The sequence below is a fragment of the Burkholderia puraquae genome (assembly GCF_002099195.1).
GTDB classification, from domain to species: Bacteria; Pseudomonadota; Gammaproteobacteria; order Burkholderiales; family Burkholderiaceae; genus Burkholderia; species Burkholderia puraquae.
In genome coordinates this window covers 82,971-108,235 of record NZ_NBYX01000009.1, presented here as the reverse complement: position 1 = coordinate 108,235, position 25,265 = coordinate 82,971, and the positions used below count along the sequence as shown (strand labels likewise).

Here is a 25,265-nt window from a genome sequence, read left to right as displayed (position 1 = left end):
GATGCTTGACCTGACTTTCCCGCTGCGCTGGCGCATCGCGCTCGTCGCGCCGGCGCTCGCGGTGTTCGCCGCTTTCTGGCTGCTGCCGATGGCGGCGCTCGTGCAGGTGTCCGCCGACGGCGCGTTCTTCTCGCACTACGCGGCCCTGCTCGGCAATGCGCGCTACATGAAGAGCCTCGGCGAGACGGTCGCGCTGTCCGCGGGCGTCACGCTCGCGACGCTCGCGCTGTCGACGATCTCGGGCCTCCTGCTCGCGCGCCGCGAATTCGCAGGCAAGCGCGTGCTGCTCGCGCTGCTCACGTTCCCGCTCGCATTCCCGGGCGTCGTCGTCGGCTTCATGGTGATCATGCTCGCCGGGCGACAGGGGCTGATCGGCATGCTGTCCGCGAAGCTCACCGGCGACAAGTGGGTATTCGCCTACTCGGTCGCGGGGCTGTTCGTCGGCTACCTGTACTTCTCGATTCCGCGCGTGATCGTCACCGTGATCGCGGCCGCGTCGAAGCTCGACGCGTCGCTCGAGGAAGCCGCGCGTTCGCTCGGCGCATCGCCGTGGCGCATCTTCGTCGACATCGTGCTGCCCGCGCTCGCGCCGGGCCTGGTCGCGGCCGGCGCGATCTGCTTCGCGACTGCGATGGGCGCATTCGGCACCGCGTTCACGCTCGCCACCGACCTGAACGTGCTGCCGATGACGATCTATACCGAGTTCACGCTGAACGCGAACATCGCGACGGCGGCCGGCCTGTCGATCGTGCTCGGCATCGTCACCTGGGCCGTGCTCGCGCTCGCGCGCCGCTTCACCGGCCACACCGCCGCCGCCGCGGCCTGAGGATTCCTGCATGCAATCGCTTTCCGGCTCTTCCGCCCCGTCGCCGGCACCCGCTCCCGCGCAGGCGAACGGCGTCGCCCGCCGCGCGCCGCGCGTCACCGGCGCGCGCGCGATCGCCGCGCTGCAATGGGGCGTCACGCTGCTGCTGTGCGCGTTCCTGATCGTGCCCGTCGTGATGTCGGTGCTCGCGGGCCTGACCGTCAACTATTTCCGCGGCCTGTCGAGCGGCCTCACGCTGCGCTGGCTCGAACAGGTGTGGCAGCAGTATCACGGCTCGGTCGCGCTGTCGCTGACCGTCGCGTTCGCGACGCTGGCGATCGTGCTCGTCGTCGGCGTACCGGCCGGCTATGCGCTCGCGCGCAGCAAGAGCCGCGTCGCACGCGCGATCGAGGAGGCACTGGTGCTGCCCGTCGCACTGCCCGGCCTCGCGTCGGCGCTCGCGCTGCTGGTCGTCTACGGCGGCTTCACTGCATTCCGGATGAGCCTATGGTTCATCGTCGCCGGCCACGTCGTGTTCACGCTGCCGTTCATGGTGCGCGCGGTCGCGGCCGTCGCGGCCGGCGCCGGCCTGCGCACACTAGAGGAAGGCGCGGCCAGCCTCGGCGCGTCGTTCGTCACGCGCTTCGTCACGATCGTGCTGCCGAACCTGCGCCCCGGCATCGTCGCGGGTGCGCTCGCGGTGCTCACGCTGTCGATCGGCGAATTCAACCTCACGTGGATGCTGCATACGCCCGACACCAAGACGCTGCCGGTCGGGCTCGCCGATACCTATGCATCGCTGCGCCTCGAAGTCGGCAGCGCGTACACGATCCTGTTCCTGCTGATGACGCTGCCGCTGCTCGTCGCGATGCAGTGGCTCGGCGTCGATCCGTCCGGCACGCGTGCGCTCAAGAAGCGCGCGCGCTGAATTTCTCGCAGACATGAAACTCGATTCCACTCCCATCACCCTGACCCGCTGCGCGAAGACGTTCCGCGGCACACGCGTGCTCGAACCGCTCGACCTGTCGATCGGCGCGGGCGAAACGCTCGTGCTGCTCGGGCCGTCGGGCTGCGGCAAGACCACGACGCTGCGCCTGATCGCAGGCCTCGACACGCCGGACGCCGGCGGCACGATCGCATTCGGCAATGACGACGTCACCGCGCTGCCGATCGAGCGCCGGCAGGTCGGCATGGTGTTCCAGAACTACGCGCTGTTTCCGAACCTGACGGTGCGCGGCAACGTCGGCTACGGGCTGAAGATCCGCAAGACCGAACCGCGCGCGCTGCGCGAGCGCGTCGACGAGCTGCTCGCGATGATGCGGCTCGACGCGCATGCGGACAAGCCGATCGACCAGCTGTCGGGCGGCCAGCGCCAGCGCGTCGCACTGGCCCGCGCGCTGGCGGTACGGCCGCGCGTGCTGCTGCTCGACGAACCGTTGACCGCGCTCGACGCGAAGCTGCGCGACACGCTGCGGCGCGAGATGAATGCACTGCTGCGCGAGCTCGGCGTGACGACGGTCTACGTGACGCACGACCAGGCCGAAGCGATGGAGCTCGGCGACCGGATCGTCGTGATGGGCGCGGGCCGCATCGAACAGATCGGCTCGCCGCGCGACATTTACTACCATCCGGCGAACCGCACGGTCGCGCAGTTCATCGGCACGCTGAACCGGCTCGCCGGGCAATGGCGCAACGGCACGCTGGTGACCACGGGCGGCGCGATCGCCACGCCGCACGCCGCCGACGAGTGGTTCTTCCGTCCCGAGGATGCGCAACTCGCCGATCCCGACCACGCGCCGCTGCGCGGCGCGGTCGGTGCGTGCGCGTTCCTCGGCGAACGCACGCGGCTCACGATCGAGCACGCGGCACCCGACGCACTCGTGATCGACGTGCCGGGCCGCATCGCGCTCGCACGCGGCACGGCGGTCGGCCTCACGATCGCACCGGAGGGGCTGATCGCGCTCGGCGCGTAATCCGTCATTCGGGCATCATTTATTCAGCACCCCACCGCGGCGCACGGCGCCGCCGCGACAACAACCAGACGATTCCGAGGAACGACGATGCTGCTTGCTCAAATCAGCGATCTCCACATCAAGCGTCCGGGCCAGCTCGCATACCGGCGCGTCGACACCGCGGCCGCGCTCGCGCGCTGCGTCGCGAAGCTGAACGCGCTCGTGCCGCGCCCCGACGCGGTGCTCGTCACCGGCGACCTGACCGACTTCGGCCACGATGAAGAGTACGGCAACCTGCGCGGGCTGCTCGCGGCGCTCGAGATTCCGTACTACCTGATGATCGGCAATCACGACGACCGCGCCGGATTGCGCCGCGCGTTTGCCGATCGTGCCGAGCTGCAGGACGGCGAATTCGTGCAGTACGCGCTCGACGTCGGCGCGGTGCGCGTGCTCGCGCTCGATTCGCAGGTACCCGGCGCAAGCTACGGCGACCTGTGCGACGCACGGCTCGCCTGGCTCGCCGCGCAGCTCGACGCCGCGCGCGACCGGCCCGTGATCGTCGCGCTGCATCACCCGCCATTCGCGGCAGGAATCGGCCACATGGACAAGCTGCGCCTCGCACCCGCCGCCGCCGCAAAACTCGACGCGCTGCTGCGCGGTCATCCGAACGTCGAGCGCGTGCTGTGCGGCCACGTGCACCGCACGATGTTCACGCGCTTCGGCGGCACGCTCGCGTCCGCGGTGCCGTCGCCCGCGCATCAGGTCGCATTCGACCTGCGCACCGACGGGCCCTCCGCATTCCGGCTCGAGCCGCCGGCGTTCGCGGTCCATCGCTATGCGCCCGATACGGGGATGACGTCGCATCACGTGTATGTCGACGAAGGCGCCGGGCCTTATCCGTTCTACGAACCGACGGGCGAGCTGGTCGACTGAAGGAATGAAGAACGCACGATGACGGGCGGCAGCCGGCCGGTTGCGCCGGTTTTGTCGATCTGCCGGCCGCCCGGCAGGATTCACGTCGCTCCGGTATGATCGGCAGCCTCGACCGGCGCCCCGCCCGCCTGCGCACCCAACGCGTGCGCCGCGCACCGCGCCGCCCACTCCGTCCGCGCCGCCATGTCCACCGCCTCCACCGACCGTCCGACCGACGCCGCCTCGCCCCACTATTCGCGCAGCCTGCTGTTGCTGCTTGCGACGATCGCGGGCGTGTCCGTCGCGAACATCTACTACAACCAGCCGCTGCTCGACAGCTTCCGCTCGGCGTTTCCCGACGGCGCTTCCTGGATCGGCGCGGTGCCGACCGCGACACAGCTCGGCTATGCGGCCGGCATGTTCCTGCTCGCGCCGCTCGGCGACCGCTTCGACCGCCGCAGGCTGATCCTGATGCAGATCGCCGGCCTGTCGATCGCGCTGATCGCGGCGGCCGCCGCGCCGTCGCTGGCCGTGCTCGCCGCCGCGAGCCTCGCGATCGGCGTACTCGCGACCATCGCGCAACAGGCCGTGCCGTTCGCCGCCGAGATCGCACCGCCGGCCGAACGCGGGCATGCGGTCGGCACCGTGATGAGCGGCCTGCTGCTCGGCATCCTGCTCGCCCGTACGGCCGCCGGCTTCGTCGCCGAGTATTTCGGCTGGCGCGCGGTATTCGCCGCGTCGGTCGCGGCGCTCGTCGCGCTCGCCGCCGTGATCGTGCTGCGGCTGCCGCGCAGCTCGCCAACGTCGACGCTGCCGTACGGCAAGCTGCTCGGCTCGATGTGGCATCTGGCGGTCGAACTGCGCGGGCTGCGCGAGGCGTCGCTGACGGGCGCCGCGCTGTTCGCGGCATTCAGCGCGTTCTGGCCCGTGCTCACGCTGCTGCTCGCCGGTGCGCCGTTCCATCTCGGCCCGCAGGCAGCCGGCCTGTTCGGGATCGTCGGTGCGGCGGGCGCGCTCGCGGCACCGTACGCGGGCCGCTTCGCGGACAAGCGCGGCCCGCGCACGATCATCTCGCTCGCGATCGCGCTGCTCGCGCTGTCGTTCGTGATCTTCGCGCTGTCAGGCTCGAGCCTCGTCGGGCTCGTGATCGGCGTGATCGTGCTGGACGTCGGCGTACAGGCCGCGCAGATCTCGAACCAGTCGCGCATCTATGCGCTGAAGCCCGACGCGCGCAGCCGCGTCAACACGGTGTACATGGTGTGCTATTTCATCGGCGGCGCACTCGGTTCGTCGGCCGGCGTCGCCGCATGGCGCGCGTTCGGCTGGATCGGCATGTGCACGACCGGGCTGGTGTTCACCGCGCTCGCGGGCGGGTTCCACTATCGCGGCGGCCGGCGCGGCTGAGCGCGACCGGCTACCGCGGCGTCACACGTCGGCGCGGGGCGCGGCTGGTTCGGCTGCGGGTGGCGGGGCAAACGCGGGTGCCGATTCAACGATGGGCGGCATGGCGAACGCCGGCGCCGGATCAACGACCGCGGCAGGATCCATCACGGCAGCCGGCGTCGGCACCGCCAGCGCAACGGCGGAAGGCGCGAGGATCGGCGCCGCATCCGGCATCTCGATCTGCTCGGGGGCCGATGAAGCCTCCGCCGTCGACGCGGCCGCCACGGCTGCCGAACTGGCCGCCGCCGCTCGCGCCGCGGGCCGGCGCGCCGGATCGAACACGAACGACAGCCCGACGCTGCCGAGGATCGCAACGGTCGCAACCACGGTCGCCATCGTCACCGGCTCGCCCAGCAGCAGCGCACCCAGCGCGACCGCGACGATCGGGTTCACGTACATGCAGCTGCTCGCGATGATCGGGCTCGTGTGGCGGATCAGGTAGCCGTATGCGACGTACGCGGCCATCGTGCAGAACACCATCAGGTACAGGAACGCGAATACCGGCCCCGCCATCACGTGCTCGATGCGTTCGCCGATCAGCCAGGCTACGAGCGTCGAGATCATGCCGCCGAGGCCGATCTGCAGCGACGTCGACAGGAACAGGTCGGACGGCAGCTTGAGCCGCGTCGCGAGATGCGCGCCGCCGGCCCAGAACAGTGCGCCGGCCAGCACGCAGATCGTGCCGAGTGCCGAATTCTGCGCCGCCGCGCCGCCCGAGTTCAGCACGACGATGCCGACCATCCCGAGCGCGACGGCCGCCCACTCGCCTTTCGTGACGGGCCGCCCGGCAACCGCCGCGATCACGGTCGCGAACAGCGGCACCGTGGCCACCATCACCGCGGCCGAGCCGCTGCTGACCGAGCTGATCCCGAGCGCGATCGTGCCGGACGACAGCGCGACGAGCATCGTGCCGACGATCCCTGCATTGCGGATCTCGAGCAGCGTCGGCCATTCGGGCTTGCGCCGCAGCGCGAAGACGAACAGGCCGATCCCGCCGAGCAGGTTGCGCAGCCCCGACAGCAGCAGCGGCGGGAACGACTGCAGCGCGAAATGCAGGCCGCTGTAGGTCGAACCCCAGACGAAATAGATGAAGACGAGCGCGAGCGCCACGCGGCCGCCGCGGCTTTGCGGCAGGCGGATCCGGAACGAGAAGCGGGCGAAGAAATCGAGGAGACGGTCGAGCGGCGTCATCGCGCAGCCTGCCCGCACGTCACGCCGCGTGCTCCGCTGAAAGACGCCGGCGATGCCGGCAAACGGCCCAGGCGGGACCGGAAAGGCAGAGCGAACGTGCGGAACGACATGGCAGTGCGAACGGCGACGAAAGAGAACCGGCAAGCGGCGGCAGAGGGACAAAAAAACGCGCGCAACCGCTTCGGCTGCGCCCGCTCGGCATTATGGCATCAAGGATTCGAAAGCATCGTCGGACCTGTCTGAAAGGATCTCGAATGATGTTTCCGCGCGACATTTCTCGGCCGGCGGGCTGGTGAGATCGGGGGTCGGATACGCCATTCGCATGCGTGGCCGGTGCCGGTTCGACATGCCATCGGGCGCAATCCGTCGCGATCGAACCAGGCATCGGCCGAACGGCCAGTCCTGCGCACCGGCCACCAGATCGACCAGGTGCAACGCGGCCTGGCGCCCGACGACTGGACGCCGATGCGCACTGTCGGCGTCGGCGTGCGGGAAATTCGCCTGCGCGATGCGAGCGGCGCGTTTCGGATCATTGACGTCGCGACATTCGCCGACGCCGTCTACGTGCTTCACTGCTTCCGGACGCAATCGGCGCGCACCACCAGGGCCGATGTCGAACTGGCCGCCCGGGGCTATCGTGCGCTGACGATGGAGAGGAAACGATGACCAACGAACGTTATTCAAGCGTCTGGGACGCAATCGAGGGCCAGCCGGCCGAAGCCGAGAACATGAAGCTGCGATCCGAGCTGATGATCGCGCTCAAGCAGCGCATCGCACAACTCGAGCTCAGTCAGGCCCAGGCCGCGAAACAGCTGGGGTCACGCAGCCGCGTGTCTCCGACCTGATGCGCGGCAAGATCAATCTGTTCGGGCTCGACGCGCTCGTCAACATGGCGGCGGCAGTCGGCCTGCGCGTCGACCTCCAGGTGCGCGAATCCGCTTAACGCGTCACGCGCGACGCCCGACGCATCGCGGCACGCGCATGCGCTGCCACCGCATGCCGCGCACCGCTCACGATCCGCCGAACCAGTTGTACCCCTGGTCGACCCAGTAGCCCCCCGGAAACGTATCGGTCACGAAGATTTCCATGATGTGCTTCGGGTTCTTGTAGCCGAGCTTGGTCGGCATCCGCAGCTTCATCGGGAAGCCGAATTCCGGCGGCAGCCGGCGGCCGTCGTAATCGAACGCGAGCAGCGTCTGCGGATGCAGCGCGGTCGGCATGTCGATGCTCTCGTAGTAATCGTCCGCGCACTTGAAGCCGACGTATTTCGCCCGCGTATCGGCGCCGGCGCGTGCGAGAAACGCGCCGAACGGCGTGCCGCCCCAGCGGCCGATCGCGCTCCACCCTTCCACGCAGATATGCCGCGTGATCTGCTCCGCGTGCGGCAGCGCATACAGTTCGTCGAGCGTCCACACGCGCTTGCCCGTCACGCGGCCGGACAGCACGAGCCGATACGTCGACGCATCGACGTGCGGCACGTCGTCGATCCCGTAGTACGCGTTGAACGGGAACGGTCGCGTGATATCGGCTTCGGTGTAGGTCGGCGCGAGCCGGTCGCCGCTGAACAGCCACGCCTGCACGCGGTCGTTCATGCGCGACACCTTCTCGAGGAACGTGTTGACCGACGCGTCGTCCTGCAGCGTGCAGCCGGTCAGCATCGTCAAGCCGCCGAGCGTCAGCACGCGCCGGTTGAAAAGCCGCCGCGACGGCATCTCGAGCTCGCGGCGCACGTCGAGTTCGAGCGACTTCCGGTCGAGCGTCCAGCGCGAACCGTCGCGCTTGTATTCGGATTCCGACATGATGATTTCCTTCACCCGAAGTTGACGGGTCAGCGCCCGCGCAGCATCGCGAGCAGCGAGCGCGGCACGAGCAGCGCCATCGCGACGTGAACGACAAAGAATGCGACGAGCAGCGACATCGCCCAGAAGTGCACGACACGCGCGTTGTCGTAGCCGCCGAACAATTCGCGCAGCAGCGGGAATTGCACGGATTTCCAGATCGTGAGCCCCGACAGCACCAGCACGAAGAGATCGACGATCGCGGTCAGGTACGCGGCACGCTGCACCGCGTTGTAGACGCTCAGGTCGTCGTGCGACAGCCGCCCGCCCAGTGCGGCGCGGATGTCGCGCCATATCGACGCCGGCGTGACGGGCAGCATCTTGCGCGCGAGGCGCCCCGTCGCGATCGACATCGCGAGGTAGAACAGCCCGTTGCCGACCAGCAGCCACATTGCCGCGAAATGCCATTGCAGCGCGCCGCCGAGCCAGCCGCCCAGCGTGATGCCGTGCGGAAACACGAACGGCGGATAGATCGGCGACGCATCGTAGATGCGCCAGCCGGACAGCGCCATCAGGATCGCCGCGAGCGCATTGAGCCAGTGGCTCGCGCGCACCCACAGCGGATGGATCGGCCGCGCGGGCGGCGTGGCAGCCGCGCGGCCGGTAGCGGGAACGGTTTGCATGATGAAGACTCCCGGAATGAGTCGACGGGACGAAACGCAGGCGGGCGGCCGTCGTGCGACGCACGCGCCGGCCGCGCCGCGTCCGCTTTCGTCAGTTCGACGGCGCCATCTTGTCGCCCGACGACGGCTTGCTCATCGTGTCGTGCGACATCGCGTCCTTCTTCATCGCGTCTTTCTTCATCGCATGCTTCTTCATGCCGTCCTTCTTCATCGCGTCATGGCCCATTGCATCCTTGGCCATTGCGTCGTGGCCCATCGCGTCCTTCGACATCGACGAACCTTGCTGCGACATCGCGTCGTTCTGCGCATACGCGCCCGTGGCGATCGTGGCGAAAGCGGCGACGCAAGCGGCAATCAGTACTTTTTTCATGACATCTCTCCAAAACATGGGTTTAAGGAGCCGAATAGACGGACGACGTCGCGGGAAATGACAGCCGCTGCGAAATTTTTTTTTTGAAGTTGCGCGAAAGCGCGTCATGCTGCGCCGCTTCGCCGCTACCGGCCAAGCCGTGGGGCCATGCGGCGACGACGCGCGCTGCCATTTCGACGGGCCACCGCACCGCCCGCCATGCTGCGGCCGCACCGGAGCAGCCGATCCGCTCCCGGTTGAAACCGCCGCCAAGCCAGTGTATCGTGTGCGCTGCTAACGCGGGGGTCCTGCAATGCGCGCGGTCAAACAACCGGCATTGCGGGTGAGAAATACCCTTTGAACCTGATCTGGATAATGCCAGCGCAGGGAAGCGTACGGATTTCGCCGCCATCCTTCTGACGAAATCCGCCGCCTCACCAAGCCTCGTCTCCTGCTTAGCTCGAGCCCCACATTCGTCAAGGGCTCCGGGCAAGCGCCGAAGCGCCTGTCCGGCGCTCACACAGGAGATTGCATGAACGCCAATCCGAAGTTTCTGTCCGCCGACGCCCATGTCGACGCCGCGGCCGTCGCCCCGCTGCCGAATTCCCGCAAGGTTTATGTAACCGGCTCGCAGCCCGACATCCGCGTACCGATGCGTGAAATCACGCAGGCCGACACGCCGACCGGCTTCGGCGGCGAAAAGAATCCGCCGATCTACGTGTACGACACGTCGGGCCCCTACACCGATCCGGAAGCGAAGATCGACATCCGCGCGGGCCTGGCCGCGCTGCGCCAGGGCTGGATCGAGGCGCGCGGCGACACCGAAGTGCTCGGCGGCCTGTCGAGCCAGTACGGCCTCGAGCGCGCGGCCGACCCGGCCACCGCCGACCTGCGGTTCCCGGGCCTGCACCGCAACCCGCGCCGCGCACAGGCCGGCAAGAACGTCACGCAGATGCACTACGCGCGCCAGGGCATCATCACGCCGGAAATGGAATACATCGCGATCCGCGAGAACCAGCGCCGCGCCGAGTACCTCGAGAGCCTGAAGGCGAGCGGCCCGAACGGCGCGAAGCTCGCCGCGATGATGGGCCGCCAGCACCCGGGCCAGGCATTCGGCGCAGCGGCCTTCGGCGCGAACGCGCCGGCCGAGATCACGCCGGAATTCGTGCGCTCGGAAGTGGCGTGCGGCCGCGCGATCATCCCCGCGAACATCAACCACCCGGAATCCGAGCCGATGATCATCGGCCGCAACTTCCTCGTGAAGATCAACGCGAACATCGGCAACTCGGCCGTCACGTCGTCGATCGGCGAGGAAGTCGACAAGATGACGTGGGCGATCCGCTGGGGCGGCGACACGGTGATGGACCTGTCGACCGGCAAGCACATCCACGAAACGCGCGAGTGGATCATCCGCAACAGCCCGGTGCCGATCGGCACGGTGCCGATCTACCAGGCGCTCGAAAAGGTCAACGGCAAGGCCGAGGACCTGACCTGGGAAATCTTCCGCGATACGCTGATCGAACAGGCCGAGCAAGGCGTCGACTACTTCACGATCCACGCGGGCGTACGCCTGCAGTACGTGCCGCTCACCGCGAACCGGATGACGGGCATCGTGTCGCGCGGCGGCTCGATCATGGCGAAGTGGTGCCTCGCACATCACAAGGAAAGCTTCCTGTACGAACACTTCGAAGAGATCTGCGAGATCATGAAGGCGTACGACGTGAGCTTCTCGCTCGGCGACGGCCTGCGCCCCGGCTCGATCTACGATGCGAACGACGAAGCGCAGCTCGGCGAGCTGAAGACGCTCGGCGAGCTCACGCAGATCGCCTGGAAGCACGACGTGCAGGTGATGATCGAAGGCCCCGGCCACGTGCCGATGCAGCTGATCAAGGAGAACATGGATCTCCAGCTCGACTGGTGCAAGGAAGCGCCGTTCTACACGCTCGGGCCGCTGACCACCGACATCGCGCCGGGCTACGACCACATCACGTCCGGCATCGGCGCCGCGATGATCGGCTGGTTCGGCACCGCGATGCTGTGCTACGTGACGCCGAAGGAACACCTCGGCCTGCCGAACAAGGACGACGTGAAGGAAGGCATCATCACGTACAAGCTCGCCGCGCACGCCGCCGATCTCGCGAAGGGCCACCCGGGCGCGCAGGTGCGCGACAACGCGCTGTCGAAGGCACGCTTCGAGTTCCGCTGGGAAGACCAGTTCAACATCGGTCTCGATCCGGACAAGGCGCGCGAATTCCACGACGAAACGCTGCCCAAGGATTCGGCGAAGGTCGCGCACTTCTGCTCGATGTGCGGCCCGCACTTCTGTTCGATGAAGATCACGCAGGACGTGCGCGAGTTCGCGGCGCAGCAGGGTGTGTCGGAAACCGAAGCGCTGAAGAAGGGGATGGAGGTGAAGGCGGTCGAGTTCGTCAAGACCGGCGCCGAAATCTATCACCGCCAGTAAGCGAACGCGCGGCCCGGTGATCCCTGCCGGATCGCCTCGCGATGCACGAAGCCCGCTTTCGAGCGGGCTTTTTTGCGCATGTCGCGTGCCCGCCGGCGCACCGGAAACCACCGGAAACAATTCATTACGAAACCGCGCGAGCCTTAACAAGTCCTTACAGCAGCGCCGGGGGACGGCGCGTAGATTGGGTTCATGCGCGGCCGCCGGCCGGTCGCGTGTCCTCCGTTCACAACCGCAAGGACAACGATCATGAATTCGATACGGCGTATTGGGGTATACGCGCTGCTCGTCGCGACCGTGGCCAGCCTGTCGGCCTGTGACTCGATGACGAGGCGCCAGCGCGACACGGCAATCGGTGCAGGTGTCGGCGGCGTCGCCGGCGCGGCGATCGGCGGCAGTGCGCTGTCCACACTGGGCGGCGCAGCGGCCGGCGGCATCATCGGCAACCAGGTCGGCAAGTAAGCGGCGAAGCACGCCGCGACAGTCGGCCAGACGGCGTTTTCGCGGTGCGGAAGCGCCGTTTTCGCATGCGGCGGCGCAACGTAACCGGCCGCCTGCGCGGAAATGATCCGTTACCGTTTTGCACACCGTGTCATCGGCGCGCGGCCTAAGCTTAAGCATCTGCCGATTGCCGGCTCCGCCGGAGAAACATCATGAACAGGACCCTCGTCGCCGCGGCGCTCGCCTGCGTGACGCTCACCGGCTGCTACTACCCGTACGGCTATTATCCTGGCGGCTATTACACGGCTGCACCGGTGCAGCCGGCCCCCGTCTATGTCGATCCGGGCCCCGCCTATTACTATCCGGCACCGGCCTATGCGCCCGCGTGGGGCGGCTATTGGGGACCGGCACTATCGCTCGATTTCGGCTTCGGCGGGCGCGGCGGCCGGCACCATCACTGATCGGGAACGACCGCCGGCAGGCGGCCGCCCCGCGCCGGCAACCGGCGAGCTTCCCGTTTCTTGACATTTCATCGAGACGTGAAACGACGGCGTGGTAACGGGGTGTAAGATTCTGCGCATCCCTTCCCCCGCCCTTCACGATCGATGTCGCCCAAGAATGCCCTCCTGCTGACCGTGCTCGCTGCCCTGTGGGGTGCGTCGTTCCTCTTTATCCGGATCGGCGTCGTCGATCTCGGCGTCGCGCCGCTGATGGCGTTGCGGGTAGGCATCGGCGCGCTGTTTCTCGCGGGCTTCGCGCTGACGCGCTTCAAACCTGCCGATCTCGGCGCCCGGCTGCGCCGTCATGCATGGCCGTTGTTCGTCGTCGGCGCGCTGAACTCGGGCATCCCGTTCTGCCTGTTCGCGTTCGCCGAACTGACGCTGTCGGCCGGCGTGACGTCGGTGATCAACGCGACGACGCCGCTCTGGGGCGCGCTCGTCGCCTACCTGTGGCTGAAGGACAAGCTGTCGCTGCCGCGCGCACTCGGCCTCGTGATCGGCTTCGCCGGCGTGCTCACGCTCGTGTGGAACCAGATCGCGAATGCGCACGGCGAAACGGGCGCCACCGCGACCGCGCTCGCTGCCGCCGCGGCGCTCGGCGCGACGCTGCTGTACGGCATCGCGGCCAACTACACGAAGCGCAAGCTGACCGGCGTCGATCCGCTCGTCAACGCGACCGGCAGCATGATCGGCTCGACCGTCCTGCTGCTGCCGTTCGCGATCGCCACCTGGCCGGCCGCGCCGGTCGGCGCGCACGCGTGGGGCTCGGTGCTCGCCCTCGGCGTCGCCTGCACGGGCATCGCCTATTTCATCTACTTCTACCTGATCGCGCACATCGGCCCTGCCCGCGCGATTACCGTGACGTTCGTGATCCCCGTGTTCGGCCTGCTGTGGGGCGCGCTGTTCCTCGGTGAACACGTGTCGGCCGTGATGATCGAAGGCTGCGCGATCGTGCTCGTCGGCACCGCGCTCGCGACCGGCGTGATCAAGCGGATTCCCGGGATCCGGCCGCGCAGCGGCGAAGCGACCTGACGATTCATGCGGGCACACGCGGCGCCATCGGTCGGGCCGTGATGCCTGACGACCAGGCGCCGACTGCTCTGCGCCGCGCCGCGGATGGCGCCGCAGCGCGGCCGGCATTCCTCTGACGGCGATATTGGCTCGCGGCTGCGCCGGCCACCGGGATTTCCCGCCCCACCACGCATGGCATGCCATGCCATGCCGTGCCGTGCCGTACCTCCCGCCGGATTGTCATGTTCGGCGGCGGCGCCCTTCGCTGCGCGGCGGCCATGCGCGACGCGCATGCGGGCGGCGCCGGCCGCAGCCGCATACCCGCGTGCGTCTGGAGTTTCCCTGATACGCGAGCGGCGCCATTCCCGTTACACTCGGAACACTTACCCGCAGAAGGCGGTCTCGATGTCCCACGTCCTTTCGCGTCCGCCTGCGCGTGCGACTGCTTCAGTGTGGTGGCGCGCTGCTGCCCCGCCGCTCACCCTCGGGCGCCGTTGACATGAAGCCCGCCCGCGACCTCTCGCTCGACTCCCTGCTCGAACGCCTCACGCCGACGCCCGGCGGCTGGCTCGCCACCTATCGCACCACGACGCTGCGCAGCGTGTTCCAGCCCGTGCTGTCGATCACGCACAAGCGCGTCGTCGGTTACGAGGCGCTGCTGCGCGTCGTCGACGCGAATGGCGCACTGATCTCGCCCGTCGCCCTGTTCGACAAGACGCGCGGCGACGCCGACGCGCTGCTGCTCGACCGGCTCGCACGCTGCCTGCACACGGCCAACTTCGTCGCGCAGGGTATCGGCGACGGCTGGCTGTTCCTGAACGTCACGCCGCGCGTGCTCGACTCCGGCCTCGTGCAGCGCGAATTCGTCGAGGCGCTATGCCGGCATTTCGCACTGCCGCCGAACCGCATCGTGCTGGAAGTGGTCGAACAGCCGTCGCGCGACGAAGCCGCGCTCGCCCGCACGATCGACATGATCCAGCATCGCGACTTCCTGATCGCGATCGATGATTTCGGCACGGGATTCTCGAACTTCGACCGCGTGTGGCGCGCGCGCCCCGACATCGTCAAGCTCGATCGCTCGCTCGTCGAACGCTCGACCGGTTCGGCCGACGATCGCCGCATCATGCATCATCTCGTGTCGATGCTGCATCAGGCCGGCGCAATGGTGCTTGCCGAGGGCGTCGAGAACGACGATTCGCTGCAGGCGCTGATGGAAGCCGACATCGATTTCGTGCAGGGTTTCCAGTTCGGCCAGCCCGATGCATCGATCGCACATGCAAGCGCGGCCGCCCCCGCGATGCTCGACGCCGCGTGGCAGCGCTTCATCGCCCGCCGGCACACGCCGGTCGTTGCCGAGCAACCGGGCTTCGACGCGATCGAGCGGCTCGTGCTGACCGGCGCGGCCGCATTTTCCGCGAGCGGCAACCTGCAGGATGCCGCGCAGCGCGTGTTCGCGGTGCCGGCCGCGCGCCGCGTATTCGTCACCGACGAGACCGGCGAGCAGTTCCTGCCGTCGATCGGCGCGCGCGCCGACGACGGCCAGGCAGGTGTCGCCCGCCTCGCACCGCTCTTCCCGGAAACCCACAGCAACTGGTCACGGCGCCCTTATTTCCAGCGCGCGATCGCCGCACCCGGACGTGTCGCGCTGATGGGCCCGCACTTCTCGCTGACGGAAGGCCGCGACTGCTATACGGCCGCCGTCGCGATCCGCGCGCAGAGTCGGCTCGTCGTGTTCTGCGTCGACTTCGTGCTCGACAGCGCAGGAACCGTCATGCGGTAACCGGCACGGCGGCGGACGACCGGCTGTCGCGCGCGTCGTTCGTCCGCTCGTCCATTCGTCAGTCGATCACTTTCCCTCTTCCCGACTTCACCACACCGCGACGCGACTTGTGCTCGAGCCGCCGCTCCTTCGACGCACGCGTCGGCCGCGTGGCGACCCGTGCGCGCGGTGTGAATGCAACGCCGCTGATCAACGCATCGAGTCGCGCCAGCGCGGCCTCGCGGTTCTTCTCCTGGGTACGATATTCCTGCGACTTGATCACGACGATGCCGTCGCGCGTGATGCGCTGGTCGGACAGCGCGAGCAGCCGCTCCTTGATGACGGGCGGCAACGACGACGCACGGATATCGAAGCGCAGGTGGATCGCGCTCGACACCTTGTTCACGTTCTGGCCGCCCGCGCCCTGCGCGCGCACGGCTGTCCATTCGACCTCGGCCGGATCGAGCGTATAGCGGATCATCATCGTGAAGCCTCCCTGCGGCGCCGCGCAAGCGCCTCGTCGACGCGCGCCGCGAGCCCCGAATCGCGCTGCGTACGCGTCGCGACCGCCTGCGCCAGCACGCGCCGCGGCCCGATCACCTGCACGCGCGTGCGGGCACGCGTGACGGCCGTGTAGACGAGTTCGCGCGTGAGCACGCGGCCGAACGATGCCGGCAGCACGAGCGCGGCTTCGTCGAACTCCGAGCCCTGCGATTTGTGGACCGTCAGCGCGAACGCGGTTTCGTGCGGCGGCAGCGCGGCCGGCGACACCGCGCGCGCGGTGCCGTCCGCACGCCTGAACCATACGCGCAGCACGCCGTGCGCGTCGGGCAGCGCAATGCCGATATCGCCGTTGAACAGCCCGAGCGCATAGTCGTTGCGCGTCACCATGATCGGCCGCCCCGTGAACCAGTGCGCGCCGACCGCGAGCGGCACGCGCGCCGCGTGGCGCACGTGCGCGGCCACGAGCGCATTGACGTGCTCCGCGCCGCGCAAGCCGCTGCGGGTCGCGCACAGGATCCTGAACCGGTTGAGCGCATCGAACAGCGGCAGCGGATCGGGCACCGGCGCGGCCAGCGCGTCGCGCAACGCATCGAGGTAAGCGCCGAACCGCCGTGCAAGCCGCTCGACCGTCGACGATGCGAGCGACTCGCCCGCATCGTCATGGAACGAAGCCGCGGCAGAATCGTCGGCGGGCAGCGCGTCGAGCGCGGCCTGCACGTCGCCGCTGCGGATCGCGAGCGACAGCCGCCCGATCGGCGAATCGAGACCGAAGCGGTAATTGCGTTCGAGCCAGACCACGCAGTCGGCGAGCGGTGCCGGTGCCGGTGTGGCCGATGCGGCGGCAGGTTCGCCTGGCAGTATCGATGTGACCGATGCAAGCGCCACGTCGCCTGCGTCGAACGGCGGCAACTCGACGGCGTCGAGCCACGCGAGTTCGTCGACCTCGATCCACGCGGGGGCCTCGCCTGCCTCGCCAGCCTCACCGGTTTCGGTCAGCATCGGACCTGCAGCCGGCGGCGGCGCGACGTTGGCCGGCGAAACTTCGTCATCCTGCGGTTCGTCGTCGAAGAGCGATGCCTGTCGCGCATCGGCTTTCCGTCGCGATGCCGGTTTGCGTGCAGTGGCGGCAGCGGGTGCCGATGGCGATGCCGGGGCCCGGGCCGCTGCGGAAACCGGATACGCAGCGGAAACAGCTGCGGTTGCGGTGGCATCCGGCACTGGCAACGCCGCGACGAATGCCGCCTCGTCGATGTCGAGCGCCTGCGCAATGCGCGTGCGCGCCGCGGCGGTAAACGCCGGCCGTGCGCTCAGCTCCGCGAATACGGCGCCCGCCTCGACCGCGGCCAGTTGGTCCTTGTCACCGAGCAGCACGAGCCGCGCGCCCGGCGCGAGCGCATCGAGCAGATGCGCGGCGAGCGCGACATCGATCATCGACGCCTCGTCGACGACGATCAGGTCATACGGCAGCGGATTGTCGCGATGATGCCGGAAGCCGGCCGCCCCGCCGCCGCCCAGCAGCCTGTGCAGCGTGTACGACGTGTCGGGCAGGCGCGCCGCGAGTTCGGGCGGCAGGTCGCCGGCCCGCGCATGCAGCGCTTCCTGCATCCGCTGCGCGGCCTTGCCGGTCGGCGCGGCCAGCGCGACGCGCAGCCCCGGGTGCGCATCGAGCAGGCAGGCCAGCACGCCGACGACCGTCGTCGTCTTGCCCGTGCCAGGGCCGCCGCTGACGATCGTCACGCGGCCCGTCAGCGCGACGATCGCCGCGACGCGCTGCCAGTCGACTTCGCCGGTTGCCGGCCCGAAATAACGCGCGAGGCTGTCGCGCAACCGGTCGGGTGCAAGACCTTCGCCCGGTGCGGCCACATCGGCCTGCGCGACGAGCGCATCGGCAAGCCGCCGTTCGTAGTCGAAATAGCGCGACAGGTACAGGTGATCGTGGCGGTCGACGATCAGCGGCCGCTCGTCGCCGCGCGCGAGCGTGCCGAACGCGACCACGCCGCTCGCGGCAAGCGCCGTGCGGACTTCGTCGAGCGGTGCTTCGTAGCGCTGCGCAAGCGCGCCGAGCGCGACGCACACGTGGCCGCCCGCAGTCGCGCGACTCGTCGCGAACGCGGCGCGCGCCGCCCAGCGCGCGGCCGCGGCCGGCGCACCGGCGCGGCGAGAGAGATCGCCGATGCGGCGCGCGAAACCCTCCGCGAGCGCGATGCCGAAATCGGCGGGTTCGGGCAGCCGCGCGACGAGGCCGCCGGTAAATTCGAGCGTGTCGTCCTGCGCGTTCATGCGCGCCCCCCTTCCATCATCCGGTCGAGTGCGTCGACGAGCGCGCGCGCGGGCCGTCGCGCATGCACGCCGGCCGGCTCGCCGCCGCTGTGCCAGTCGGGCCGCACGCCGCGCACGAACAGGTACAGATACCCCGCGATATGCGTGTCGTAGTCGTAATCGGGCAACCGCCCGCGCAGGTAGCGATGCAGCGCGACCGTATAGAGCAGCGCCTGCAGGTGATACGCGTGATCGGCCATCGCGACGTCGAGCGCGCGCGGGCCGTAGGCGTCCGGCGTCGTGCCGAGATGGTTCGACTTCCAGTCGACGATCCAGAAGCGGCCGTCGTGTTCGACGATCATGTCGATGAAACCCTTGATGAAACCGGCGAGCGTGCCCGCCTCCAGTGCAACGTCCGGGTAGCCGTGCGCGACCAGCAGGCGGCGCAGCGCCATCAGGTCGAGCGACGGCGCCGGAAACAGGAAACCCATTTCGTCGAGCCGCTTCGCGGGATCGAGATCGGCGAGCCGCATGCCCGGCACGAGCTCGGTGCGCACGACATCGTCGACCAGCTGCACCATCATCGCGGGCAGGCGCGTCGCGAGTTCGGGCTCGGCCTCGACCGGCCGGTCGTGCAGCGCGCCGAGCGCGGCCCTGGGCCACGACTCGGGCTCCGTGAACCGGCTGAGTTCGAACAGGCGGTGCAGGCACTCGCCGGCCGCCGCGCCGCGCGGGAACACGAGGATATCGTCGTCCGGCGGTTCGGGCGCGACCGTATCGGCCAACAGCCACTCGCCATCCGGCGCCACCGCGGCAAGCGCATCGTGATCGGGCCGCAGTTCGTCATCGGGCACGGCCGCGACGCCCGCCTCCTCGCGCGCCATCGACGCGGTCAGCGAACTGAAGCTGGCCATCCGCCACGCATCGCGCAGCACGCGCGTCGCATGACGCGCCGCGAGCGTCTGCGACGCGTCGTGCCCGGCCGCGAGACGCTCGGGTCGCGCCGGCGCCGGCAGCGGCGCGACGCTCACGGGGCCACCCGCGAGCGCATGCCACGCCGTATCGAGCGCGGCTTCGTCGGGCGGCTCGTCGAGCCATGCATCGAACGACTGGCCGGCGCCCGCCACGAGCCAGTTGAGCACGCTGCGCCGTGCCTCGCGCGTCGAGCGCGACGACAGGTACGGCCCGGCGACGACGTAGCACCGATAGACCGCACGCGTGAGCGCCACGTAGACGAGCCGCGCACGCTCCGCGGCCTGCTCGCGCAGCGCCTGCCGCGCCGCGTGAGCGGCGGCCTCGTCGTCGCACCCGTAATGCAGCACCGCGTCGCCTGCCTCGTCGTGATACTCGCGCGCATCGGGCAGTGCGGACGCGGGCGGCTCGCGCAACCCGCCGTCGTTCAGGAACGGGCAGAACACGATCGCGTATTCGAGCCCTTTCGACTTGTGCACGGTGACGATCTGCACGAGGTTGCGATCGGATTCGAGCCGCAACTGCGCTTCCTCGCCGCCGCCGTCGAGCCGTTGCGCGGCGAGCCAGCGCAGCGTCGGCGCGATGCCCGGCTGCGCGGACGCGCGTGCCTGCGTCAGTTCGGCCAGATGGTTGATGTCGGTCACGCGGCGCTCGCCGTCCGCACCGGCCATCAGCCGCTCGGCAATCCGCAACTCGCGCGTGAACGTGCGCCACATCACCGCGAAGCCGCGTTCGCGCCACAGCAGCCGATACCGCGAGAAGCGCTCGACCCAGCTCATCGCGTCGACGCTATCCGCCGCTGATGCTTCGCGTTGCGCATCGCCGTCGCCTTGCTCCATCCGCCACAGCGCGCCGGCATCGAGACCGAACCAGTCGGATGCGAGCGCCGCGCGCAAGCGCCGCAGGTCGCCCGGTGCATCGATCGCCGCCAGCACGCGTTCGAGCTGCTCCGCATCGCCGGTCGAGAACACCGAGGCCTGCGCCAGTTCGACGCTGCCGATGCCCCACGTGGCCAGCACGCGCTTCACGAGACTGCCCTGCCGGTGTGTCTGCACGAGCACCGCGATATCGCCCGGCGACAGCGGTGTATCACCCAGCCGCACGCACCCTTCGCGCGCACCGCGCATCAGCCGCGCGATCTCGGCGGCACAGGCCTGGGCGGCCTGCGCCTGCGCGTCGCGCTTGAGCAGCGTACCTTCGCCGCCCGGCAACGCCCAGACCCGGAAATCGCCGGCCGGGCCCGGATCGGTTGCGTCGACGAACGGCGCGCGCACGCGCGTGCCGGCGCGCACCGCGTAATAGTCGAGCCCGTCGAGCACGAAGGCATGCGGATTCGACATGAAGAAGCGGTTGCACGCGTCGACGATCGCAGGCGTCGAACGCTGGTTGACCGCAAGCGTGTAGCACGCGCTCGCCCGTGCGCGCGCGGCAAGATAGGTATGCAGATCGGCCGCGCGGAAGCTGTAGATCGCCTGCTTCGGATCGCCGACCAGAAACAGCGGGCCGCCCGGCGCGAAGATCCGGTCGAAAATCGCGAACTGCAGCGGGTCGGTATCCTGGAACTCGTCGATCAGCGCGGCCGGATAGCGCGCGCGCAGCGTCTCGGCGAGCCACGGATGCGCATGCAGCGCGTGGTACAGGTTTGCAAGCAGATCGTCGAACGAGACGACGCGACGTGTGCGCTTGCGCTCGGCCAGCTCGCCCGGCGCCATGTCGAGCCATTCGGCGATCAGCGCGAGCCAGCGCGCACGCTGCGCGGCCTCGGCCGCCGCCACGGCCGCTTCGAGCGCGTCGGCTACGTCGAAAAACGCGTGTTCGGGCGTCGCGCCGCCTTTTTTCGTCGCCTTCACGAGCGCGGTGCGCGTGAGCTTCAGCGCAGCCTTCGGCAGCGCAGCCGTCGCGTCGCCCTGCGCGAAATGCGCGGCCCATGCGGCAAGCGCGTCGGCAACCGCTTCGGGTTTGTGCGAGCGCTGGTTGAGCGCGGGCTGCGCGGTGCGCAGCAATGCATCGATCGCTTCGCGCTCGGCCGCCCACATCCGCCCGGCCTCGGCAAAGCATTCGGCCGCGGCGGCCTCGGCCGATTCGTCCGGCTCGGTCACGCCGTCCCAGCGCAGCGCGGCGAGCGGCTTCTTCAGCCGGCGCGCGAGCTGCACATCGAGCGCGGCTGGGCCGGCGCCCGATTCGACGAGCCAGGTCGCAAAGCCCGGCCAGCGCGCGGCCGCCGGTTCGACGCGCGTGCGCCAGAAGTCTGCCGCGAGCTCGAAGCGCAGCGACGCGTCGTCGGCCTCCATGTCGAACGCGAACGGCATCGCGGCCGCGAACGGCGCTTCCTGCAGCGCGCGCTGGCAGAACGCGTGGATCGTATGGATCGCGGCCTGATCGAACGCGCGCAGCGCGCGCCGGATCCGCTTCGCGGCCGTTTCAGAATCGAGTGCGCCGGCTTCGCCGAGCGTCGTCTCGAGCAAACGCTCGATGAACGGATCGCCGCCATCGTCACCCGTATCGAGCGCATGCGCGAGCTGCGCGAGCCGGCCGCGAATCCGTTCGTGGAGCTCGGCAGTGGCCGCTTTCGTGAAGGTCACGACGAGGATTTCGTCCGCACCGAGATCCTTTTCCAGCAGCAGGCGCACATACAGTGCGCAGATGTTCCAGGTCTTGCCGGTGCCGGCGGACGCCTCGATCTGGTTGACGCCGTCGAGCGGGCACGCGAACACGTCGAGCTCGAGCGCCTGCTGCGGCTGCGACACGGCGCTCATGCGACCTCCTTCAGATGTTCGACGAGCGGATCGAACACGAGCCGCGCGAGTGTGCCGAACGGCTCGTCGAGCGATGCATGCGCGCCGCGCCACGCGATCGCGATGGCCGGATCGTCGGCTTCGCTCACGACCCGCTCGTTGATCCAGACACTCGCCGCCTTGGCCTCGCCGTCGGACACCCTCGCCCACGCGCTGCGCGGGAAAAACCGCAGCGGCATGCGCCGCCCCGCGCGAAACAGCGCGGCCAGCGGTGCGAGCCGCGCGAGCGGCGCCGCCACCGGCGTCAGCTCGAATGCACCGCCGCTGCCGAACCACAGCGTGCGGCGCGGGCCGCCAGGCTCGATCGCGCAATAGACGAGATGCGCAAGCCACGCGGACAGGTAGTCGCGCGCACTCGGCCGCGCATAGCGGTAGATGATCTGCCCGGCGGGCGTCAGCCGGTTCAGCGTGCCTTGCAGTTCGAGCGGCGCGCTCACCGCGTCGCCCGACAGCAGCGCGTCGTGGGCGCCGAACAGTGCCTGTTCCGTGTCGGGCCAGGCCGGCACGACGGTGAGCGAGAACGGCCGCCGCTCCGTCCCGTCGGCCAGCGCGCGGCGCACGTTCGATGCGAGCTGCGTCATCGAGCCGAGCGCCTGGTCGCGCCACACGGCGCCCGTCGCGCCGCCCGGCAGTTCGGGGCTCGCGTCGGCAATGCGCAACGCGTGATCGTGCACGCCGCCCTCGTCCGACTCGATCAGCAGCGGCAGCACGCGCTCGGCGAGCGCATCGCTGCCGGCGAAATCGAGCGCGAACGGCTCGGTGTCGAGCAGTTCGGCCTGCGCGTCGGCGAGCACGATGCCGAGCCGCCCGCGCAGCAGCGCGCGCGCGGGATGCCGCCAGAAGCGTTCGAATTCGCTGAATGCGACAGGCTCGACCGGTTCGGCCGGCAGCGGCTGCGCGAAGAACGGCAGCTCGCGCGGCCCGTCGCGCGACGCCTCGGCCGCCAGCAGCGACGCAAGCGTCGCACGCTCGGCGTCATAGGAAACGAGTTCGCTGCCGGGCTGGAAATACGCGGCCGCGAACGGTTGCAGCGGATGCTCGACGACGAAGGCGCGCCGCGCGGCATCGACCGCGTCCGGCGCGGCGTCGGGCCCGGCCGTGACGAGCGCGAGATGGTCGAGCAGTTCGTCGACGAGTGCCGCGGGCGGCAACGGCGCGTTGTCACGAATGCTGCGGCCCGTGTAAGCGATCAGCAACCGGTCGCGCGCCGCGAGCAGCAGGTCGAGAAACAGGTTGCGCTCGTCGTCGCGGCGCTGCCGGTCGCCGAGCTTCGGTAACACGGCCATCAGGTCGAATTCGTCCGCACGCGCGAGACTCGGCAGTACGCCATCGTCCATCCCGAGCAGGCAGACGACGCGATACGGCAGGCCACGCAGGCTCGTCAGCGACGAGAACGTGACGCCGCCCCACGGCACCCCGCCGCGCGCCGGATCGTCGAGCGCCGCGGTCAGCCCGGCCCGGACGACGGCCGCCGGCAACGCTTCGTCGGGCGCGCCCTCCGTCATCGCGGCCAGCATCGCATCGAGCGCATCGCGCACGCCCGCGAGCGCGTCCGCATACGCGGCGCCCGAATCGAAGAAACGCGCGAGCGTGTCGGCAAACAGTTCGCTCCAGCCGTGCGGCGTATGCGATTCGGCCAGCCGCCGTGCGAAGCCGTCGAGATCGTCGGTGAAGCGCGCGAGCCGGCCGAGCAGTTCGGCCTCGCTGCCGGTGGCCGCCTCGATCGGCAGCCACGCGCCGACCGGCGCCGCGCCTTCCGGCATCGCATAACCGAGAAAGAGCCGCGCGAGTGCATCGGAGAACGTATGGCGCGGCGACGGCACGGCCGCATCGTCGCTCGCAAGCGGCGACAGCCCGCGCCGCGCGCCGGCGGCCGCGAGCCAGGTCTGCACCGTCTCCAGCGCGGCCGCATCGATGCCGTAGCGCGCCGCCACCGCATCGACGCGCAGCCATTCGACCAGCTCGGGCGCGCCGACCTGCCGCTCCGGCAATGCGAGCCAGTCGAGCAGCACGCGCGCGACCGGGTTCGCCTGCGACGGCGGCAGGCCGGTGATCCGGTAAGGCACGCGTGCGCCGCCGGCGCCGGCCGTGCCGAACACGGCGTCGATCAGCGGCCCGGCCGCCGCGAGATCGGCCACCGCGACGAGCACGTCGGACGGCTGCAGGCTCGCGTCGGCGTCGAACCACGCGAGCAGCCGGTCGTGCAGCACCTCGAGCTGGCGCGCCAGGCTGTGGCACACGTGCACCTCGATCCCGCGCTCGGCCGGCGCGTCGCCCGCTTCGGCCTCCGGCTGCAGTTCGAGGATCGCGTTCTGTACGCGCGCGAGCCACGTCGGTGCGGAATTCTCGACGAAACGCGACGCGTCGCCCGACGCGGCGCTTTCGGTCAGTTCGTGCAGCATGTGCAGCTGCGCCTGGGTTTGCCTGCCCCATTCGGCGAGCAGCGGATGGCCGACTTCCTGGTAGTCGAGCCGCCCGGCCGCATCGAGCGCCTCGGCATGCGCGGCGGTCACGATGTCGAACCAGAATTCGCGGCACGGGTTCAGCGCATAGACGCGCACGTCGATCCAGCGCGACAGCTCGCGCAGCAATGCGACATGCAGCGGCGGCATCGTCGGCAGCGCGAACACGCTCACCGATTCCGGCCAGTCCGCGCGTGCGATGGATTCAGGATCGAGATGGCGCGCCTCGACGAGGAAGCGGTGCGCCGGCGGCGTGCCGCTGTCGCTCAGCTCGGCGAGCAGTGCGCGCCACAGCGCGGCCTGCCAGCGCTCGTCGTCGCGCGCAGCATCGCTGATCCCACGCGGCGCGCCGTCGCCCGCGAGCACGGACTCGCCGGCCTGCCATGCAGCCAGCCATTCGGGACGATAGGTCAGGTAGTGATCGAGCACGGCCGCGACGCGGTGCGCCAGTTCGTAGCGCATTGCGTCGTCGGACGCGGACAGATACGCGGCCAGCCGCGGCGACGCGAGCCACGGCGCACCGTCGGACGCCTGCGCAAACAGCCGGTAGCAGCGCCACACGAGGCGGTCGGGTGCGAACGGCGAACGCGCGGGCACCGTCAGCACGCGGCCGATCTGTGCCCACAGCCATTGCGCGAGATACGTGAACTCGACGTTCGCGCACACGCCATTGCGCGCGGCGATATCGAGCTCGAGACGGCGGCGCAGCGCCGCGCTCGGCACGATGACCTGTTGCGGCGCCCACGGGCCGTTGCGGGCCGGGAACGCGGCCAGATCCTCGAGCAGCGCATCGGCCAGCGTTTCGTGACGGTTCGAATAGAAGAGATGGAGCATGAAGCAGGCGTCGGAACCTCGCGCCGGCCGGGCCGGGCGAACAGGATCACCAAGGATAGCAAATGGGCCGCCGCCGCGGACCTCGTCCGGAAAGCCAGGTTTTGCGGACCGCGAAATACGATAGACTCGTCGCCAGTCAATACGCCGCCCC

19 protein-coding genes, 1 pseudogene and 1 riboswitch are annotated in these 25,265 nt (G+C 69.5%); of the genes and pseudogenes, 12 read left to right on the top strand and 8 right to left on the bottom strand.

The genetic code is table 11. From position 1 onward, the window contains the following. Nucleotide 1: 1 nt before the first annotated feature. The 5 genes from B7G54_RS18800 (at nt 2) to B7G54_RS18780 (ending at nt 5,073) form a co-directional block, all read left to right on the top strand. Nucleotides 2-826, top strand: a complete 825-nt coding sequence (locus B7G54_RS18800; protein ID WP_085040443.1) for an ABC transporter permease — start codon at nt 2-4, stop codon at nt 824-826. A gap of 10 nt (nt 827-836) precedes the next feature. Continuing rightward, nucleotides 837-1,733 (top strand): ABC transporter permease, encoded by an 897-nt coding sequence (locus B7G54_RS18795; protein ID WP_085040442.1) that lies wholly within the window; start codon nt 837-839, stop codon nt 1,731-1,733. Between the two features lie 13 nt (nt 1,734-1,746). After that, nucleotides 1,747-2,778, top strand: a complete 1,032-nt coding sequence (locus tag B7G54_RS18790) for an ABC transporter ATP-binding protein (RefSeq protein ID WP_085040441.1) — start codon at nt 1,747-1,749, stop codon at nt 2,776-2,778. Nucleotides 2,779-2,865: 87 nt separating this feature from the next. Beyond that, nucleotides 2,866-3,690: a phosphodiesterase gene (locus B7G54_RS18785; protein ID WP_085040440.1), complete on the top strand. Its 825-nt coding sequence runs from the start codon at nt 2,866-2,868 to the stop codon at nt 3,688-3,690. A gap of 183 nt (nt 3,691-3,873) precedes the next feature. After that, on the top strand, nt 3,874-5,073 hold the full coding sequence (locus tag B7G54_RS18780) for an MFS transporter (RefSeq protein WP_085040439.1): 1,200 nt from the start codon (nt 3,874-3,876) through the stop codon (nt 5,071-5,073). A gap of 21 nt (nt 5,074-5,094) precedes the next feature. Here the strand turns inward: B7G54_RS18780 and B7G54_RS18775 are convergent, their stop codons facing one another. Beyond that, on the bottom strand, nt 5,095-6,303 hold the full coding sequence (locus tag B7G54_RS18775) for an EamA family transporter (protein WP_085040584.1): 1,209 nt from the start codon (nt 6,301-6,303) through the stop codon (nt 5,095-5,097). Nucleotides 6,304-6,654: 351 nt separating this feature from the next. On the opposite strand from B7G54_RS18775, the gene B7G54_RS18765 reads away from it, so the two are divergent. Beyond that, nucleotides 6,655-6,969: a type II toxin-antitoxin system RelE/ParE family toxin gene (locus tag B7G54_RS18765; protein WP_085040583.1), complete on the top strand. Its 315-nt coding sequence runs from the start codon at nt 6,655-6,657 to the stop codon at nt 6,967-6,969. Further along, nucleotides 6,966-7,246 (top strand): annotated as a pseudogene (locus B7G54_RS18760) (helix-turn-helix domain-containing protein). Before B7G54_RS18765 ends, B7G54_RS18760 begins: the two are co-directional and overlap by 4 nt. Before the next feature lie 67 nt (nt 7,247-7,313). Here the strand turns inward: B7G54_RS18760 and B7G54_RS18755 are convergent. The 3 genes from B7G54_RS18755 to B7G54_RS18745 all read right to left on the bottom strand — a co-directional run bounded on the left by B7G54_RS18755 (nt 7,314) and on the right by B7G54_RS18745 (nt 9,134). Beyond that, complete coding sequence (locus B7G54_RS18755) at nt 7,314-8,102, bottom strand: molybdopterin-dependent oxidoreductase (RefSeq protein WP_085040582.1); 789 nt, start codon at nt 8,100-8,102, stop codon at nt 7,314-7,316. A 29-nt stretch (nt 8,103-8,131) separates the two neighbouring features. Then, a complete protein-coding gene (locus B7G54_RS18750) occupies nt 8,132-8,764 on the bottom strand; it encodes a cytochrome b/b6 domain-containing protein (RefSeq protein WP_085040438.1) in 633 nt (210 codons plus the stop codon). A 91-nt stretch (nt 8,765-8,855) separates the two neighbouring features. Continuing rightward, nucleotides 8,856-9,134, bottom strand: a complete 279-nt coding sequence (locus B7G54_RS18745) for a pentapeptide MXKDX repeat protein (protein WP_085040437.1) — start codon at nt 9,132-9,134, stop codon at nt 8,856-8,858. A 270-nt stretch (nt 9,135-9,404) separates the two neighbouring features. After that, a riboswitch (TPP riboswitch) is annotated at nt 9,405-9,521 on the top strand. A 124-nt stretch (nt 9,522-9,645) separates the two neighbouring features. On the opposite strand from B7G54_RS18745, the gene thiC reads away from it, so the two are divergent. From thiC to B7G54_RS18720, 5 genes are all read left to right on the top strand, one after another. Next, nucleotides 9,646-11,577, top strand: coding sequence for a phosphomethylpyrimidine synthase ThiC (gene thiC, locus B7G54_RS18740; protein WP_085040436.1), 1,932 nt, complete (start codon nt 9,646-9,648; stop codon nt 11,575-11,577). A gap of 249 nt (nt 11,578-11,826) precedes the next feature. Next, nucleotides 11,827-12,039, top strand: coding sequence for a glycine zipper 2TM domain-containing protein (locus B7G54_RS18735; protein WP_085040435.1), 213 nt, complete (start codon nt 11,827-11,829; stop codon nt 12,037-12,039). A 191-nt stretch (nt 12,040-12,230) separates the two neighbouring features. Continuing rightward, nucleotides 12,231-12,479 (top strand): hypothetical protein, encoded by a 249-nt coding sequence (locus B7G54_RS18730; RefSeq protein WP_085040434.1) that lies wholly within the window; start codon nt 12,231-12,233, stop codon nt 12,477-12,479. Between the two features lie 144 nt (nt 12,480-12,623). Continuing rightward, nucleotides 12,624-13,550, top strand: coding sequence for a DMT family transporter (locus B7G54_RS18725; protein WP_085040433.1), 927 nt, complete (start codon nt 12,624-12,626; stop codon nt 13,548-13,550). A gap of 478 nt (nt 13,551-14,028) precedes the next feature. Continuing rightward, nucleotides 14,029-15,309: a sensor domain-containing phosphodiesterase gene (locus B7G54_RS18720; RefSeq protein WP_085040432.1), complete on the top strand. Its 1,281-nt coding sequence runs from the start codon at nt 14,029-14,031 to the stop codon at nt 15,307-15,309. A 58-nt stretch (nt 15,310-15,367) separates the two neighbouring features. On the opposite strand, the gene arfB is transcribed toward B7G54_RS18720, so the two are convergent. The 4 genes from arfB to recC are packed head-to-tail and all read right to left on the bottom strand — an operon-like array spanning nt 15,368 to nt 25,114. After that, nucleotides 15,368-15,772, bottom strand: a complete 405-nt coding sequence (arfB, locus tag B7G54_RS18715) for an alternative ribosome rescue aminoacyl-tRNA hydrolase ArfB (RefSeq protein WP_085040431.1) — start codon at nt 15,770-15,772, stop codon at nt 15,368-15,370. Then, on the bottom strand, nt 15,769-18,072 hold the full coding sequence (locus B7G54_RS18710) for an AAA family ATPase (protein ID WP_085040430.1): 2,304 nt from the start codon (nt 18,070-18,072) through the stop codon (nt 15,769-15,771). Before B7G54_RS18710 ends, arfB begins: the two co-directional genes overlap by 4 nt. Next, nucleotides 18,069-21,779, bottom strand: coding sequence for an exodeoxyribonuclease V subunit beta (gene recB, locus B7G54_RS18705; RefSeq protein WP_085040429.1), 3,711 nt, complete (start codon nt 21,777-21,779; stop codon nt 18,069-18,071). The genes B7G54_RS18710 and recB overlap by 4 nt, the downstream gene beginning before the upstream one ends. Further along, complete coding sequence (gene recC, locus B7G54_RS18700; protein ID WP_085040428.1) at nt 21,776-25,114, bottom strand: exodeoxyribonuclease V subunit gamma; 3,339 nt, start codon at nt 25,112-25,114, stop codon at nt 21,776-21,778. Before recC ends, recB begins: the two co-directional genes overlap by 4 nt. Nucleotides 25,115-25,265 lie beyond the last annotated feature (151 nt).